At 40.0% G+C, this 3,199-nt stretch carries 3 protein-coding genes; 2 read left to right on the top strand and 1 reads right to left on the bottom strand.

Annotated features, from left to right (window positions below; all coding sequences use genetic code 11):
- Positions 1–262: 262 nt before the first annotated feature.
- On the top strand, positions 263–1,537 hold the full coding sequence (gltA, locus tag HUN22_RS16250) for a citrate synthase (RefSeq protein ID WP_174731532.1): 1,275 nt from the start codon (positions 263–265) through the stop codon (positions 1,535–1,537).
- A 74-nt stretch (positions 1,538–1,611) separates the two neighbouring features.
- On the opposite strand, the gene HUN22_RS16245 is transcribed toward gltA, so the two are convergent.
- Positions 1,612–2,097 carry a DUF1289 domain-containing protein gene (locus tag HUN22_RS16245; RefSeq protein WP_174731529.1) on the bottom strand — a complete coding sequence of 162 codons (486 nt, stop codon included), beginning with the start codon at positions 2,095–2,097 and terminating at the stop codon, positions 1,612–1,614.
- Positions 2,098–2,208: 111 nt separating this feature from the next.
- Here HUN22_RS16245 and trhO point away from each other — a divergent pair, with 111 nt between their 5' ends.
- The gene (gene trhO / locus HUN22_RS16240) at positions 2,209–3,141 is read left to right on the top strand and encodes an oxygen-dependent tRNA uridine(34) hydroxylase TrhO (RefSeq protein ID WP_005064553.1); all 933 of its coding nucleotides are present in this window, start codon (positions 2,209–2,211) and stop codon (positions 3,139–3,141) included.
- Positions 3,142–3,199 lie beyond the last annotated feature (58 nt).

Raw genomic sequence — 3,199 nt, 5'->3', positions numbered from 1 at the left:
GTACTCATCCTTCATTTTTTTTCTGCACGTTCTTGTTGAATTGACTTATTATACCATCCCGATGCAGTGATTTTACTGACTTTTTTGCTCGGGTCTTGATGACTAACTCTCTGTGGAAACGTCATTTTTTATCCATAAGTATAATTGACAAAATTTCAGTACTCACTAATCTTATAGCAAATTTTGACACCGTCTGATTCGCACATGAGAACATTAGGATTTCGAGTCAGATCAACATTCACCAGGACAGGAGATCTATTGAATGTCTGAAGCAAATGGCAAAAAAGCCGTATTACATCTTGATGGCAAAGAAATTGGATTACCAATCTACAGTGGCACTTTAGGTCCAGATGTAATTGATGTCAGCAGCATACTGAAAGAAGGTCATTTTACTTTCGATCCTGGTTTTATGGCGACAGCCGCATGCGAATCTAAAATTACTTTTATTGATGGTGACAAAGGTATTTTATTACACCGCGGCTACCCAATTGATCAGTTAGCAACTCAAGCAGACTATCTTGAAACTTGTTATTTATTATTAAATGGCGAGCTTCCAACTGCTGAACAAAAAGTTGAGTTTGATACGAAAGTTCGTGCTCATACTATGGTTCACGATCAAGTTAGCCGTTTCTTCAATGGTTTCCGTCGTGATGCTCACCCTATGGCAATCATGGTAGGTGTTGTTGGTGCTTTATCTGCGTTCTATCATAACAACCTAGATATTGAAGATATCAACCACCGTGAAATCACTGCAATTCGCTTAATTGCAAAAATTCCAACACTTGCTGCTTGGAGTTACAAATACACAGTAGGTCAACCATTCATCTATCCACGTAATGATTTAAATTATGCGGAAAACTTCTTGCACATGATGTTTGCTACCCCTGCTGACCGTGATTACAAAGTAAATCCTGTTCTTGCTCGCGCAATGGATCGTATTTTCACGCTTCATGCTGACCATGAGCAAAATGCTTCTACATCTACAGTACGTCTTGCTGGTTCTACTGGTGCAAACCCGTATGCATGTATCTCTGCTGGTATCTCTGCACTTTGGGGACCTGCTCACGGTGGTGCAAACGAAGCAGTTCTTAAGATGCTTGATGAAATCGGTAGCGTTGAAAACGTTGCAGAGTTCATGGAAAAAGTTAAACGCAAAGAAGTTAAACTTATGGGCTTCGGTCACCGCGTTTACAAAAACTTCGATCCACGTGCTAAAGTGATGAAGCAAACTTGTGACGAAGTTCTTGAAGCATTAGGTATCAACGATCCTCAATTAGCACTTGCTATGGAACTTGAGCGTATCGCATTGAACGACCCGTACTTCGTTGAGCGTAAACTTTACCCTAACGTAGACTTCTACTCAGGTATCATCCTTAAAGCGATTGGTATCCCAACAGAAATGTTTACTGTAATCTTCGCTCTTGCTCGTACAGTTGGTTGGATCAGCCACTGGTTAGAAATGCACAGCGGTCCTTACAAAATCGGTCGTCCTCGTCAGCTTTATACTGGTGAGACTCAACGCGACATCAAACGTTAATATTCGAAAGAAAATTAATGAAAAAAAGCTGCCTTCTGGCAGCTTTTTTATTTACGTCTTTTTCTACTCTAGACTTATTCTTCTTCAAACATGCTTAACAAGTGATGACTAATTCCATCAGCGCGTAACCACGCCAATTCATAACTCGCTTTAGCCAGAGCTAAAACACGTCTTTCGAACTCAACCCATATAGTTTTGACTTGAGACTCTGAAATACCCAAACCACTCTCGTGTGCCAGATGCTTATTTTTTTCACATATTTTTAAGGCATGGTAAAGCTTACGGCCTTGGCTCGCCCCTTCCATTAACCGCACACGCTTACTTAGAATAAAGCCCTCAACGTGCTGTAAGTCTGCATGAGGCAACATCGGCACTAAGATTTGATTCAATTGATCATCTAAACGCTTCCATACAGCCAAACGCTGCTCTACCGTATAAGTATTCCATTGAATCACCTCGTGGTTAAAACGGCGACAACCACGACAAACCTGATCACCAAAAACTGTTGAACAACGCCCTGCACATGGGGTCAGAGAGAGCGTTCGATGATCATTACTCAAAACAAACTCCTTAAATAAACCATATACTTTTTATGGTTTTCTCGCTTATTACAAATTTTCGCGCTAAAATATGCGCCTTAAATTTCTATCTTAATACATTTGGAGTTTTCCATGAACGCTACTGTAGAACAGCTTGCACCTGTAGAACAGCAAGCGACCGCAGGTTGGGTTGTTGCCGCACTATATCAATTTAAAGAAGTTCAAGATCCTGCCGATCTTCAACAACGCTTATTAGACTTAGTGAAAACAATTAACCTCTGTGGAACTCTGATTGTAGCAGGTGAAGGAATTAATGGTACTGTTGCTGGCGATCGCGTAGCAATTGATACGTTACATCAATTTTTGCTCAATGAAGGCTTTGGCGCTATGGAATACAAAGAATCCCATAGTTCTGATAAACCTTTCCGCAAAATGAAAATTAAACTTAAAGAAGAAATTGTGACTTTAGGTGTTGAGGTTAAACCTCGTGACTTAGTCGGTCACTACCTTGATCCTAAAGAGTGGAATGATTTAATCGCACGTGATGATGTAATTTTAATCGACACACGTAATGATTACGAATATAAAGCGGGTACATTTAAGGGCGCCATTGACCCTAAAACAGAAACATTCCGTGAATTCCCAGAATATGTTAAGAAAGAATTAGAGCAACATAAAGACAAAAAAATTGCGATGTTTTGTACTGGTGGTATTCGCTGTGAAAAATCAACTTCTTTACTTCTTCAAGAAGGATTTAAAGAGGTTTACCATCTTAAGGGCGGTATTCTTAAGTATTTAGAAGAAACCCCTGCTGATGAAAGTTTATGGGAAGGTGAATGTTTCGTATTTGACGGACGTACTGCTGTAACTCATGGCGTCGAAGAAGGCGTTAACATTAAATGTCATGCTTGTGGCTGGCCTTTAACTCCTGAAGAGTCGGCTCTACCTAGTTATGAACACGGTGTTTCTTGCGTTTATTGCATCGACAAGACCACAGAAAAGCAAAAAGCTGGTTTCCGTATGCGACAGTCACAAATTGCTGCTGCAAAGCGTAAACGCCTATAAAACTATAATATAGTTTCCAAAGGGCATTTAGATTTCTAATTGCCCTTTTTCTTTATAT

This window comes from Acinetobacter lactucae (genome assembly GCF_013344765.1).
Lineage (GTDB): Bacteria > Pseudomonadota > Gammaproteobacteria > Pseudomonadales > Moraxellaceae > Acinetobacter > Acinetobacter lactucae_A.
This window is presented reverse-complemented; position numbering and strand designations above follow the sequence as displayed.

What these genes read in the sequence shown, in the direction of transcription:
- gltA (WP_174731532.1), top strand. Translation starts at nt 263, where the DNA reads ATGTCTGAAGCAAATGGCAAAAAAGCCGTATTACATCTTGATGGCAAA.
- trhO (WP_005064553.1), top strand. Translation starts at nt 2,209, where the DNA reads ATGAACGCTACTGTAGAACAGCTTGCACCTGTAGAACAGCAAGCGACC.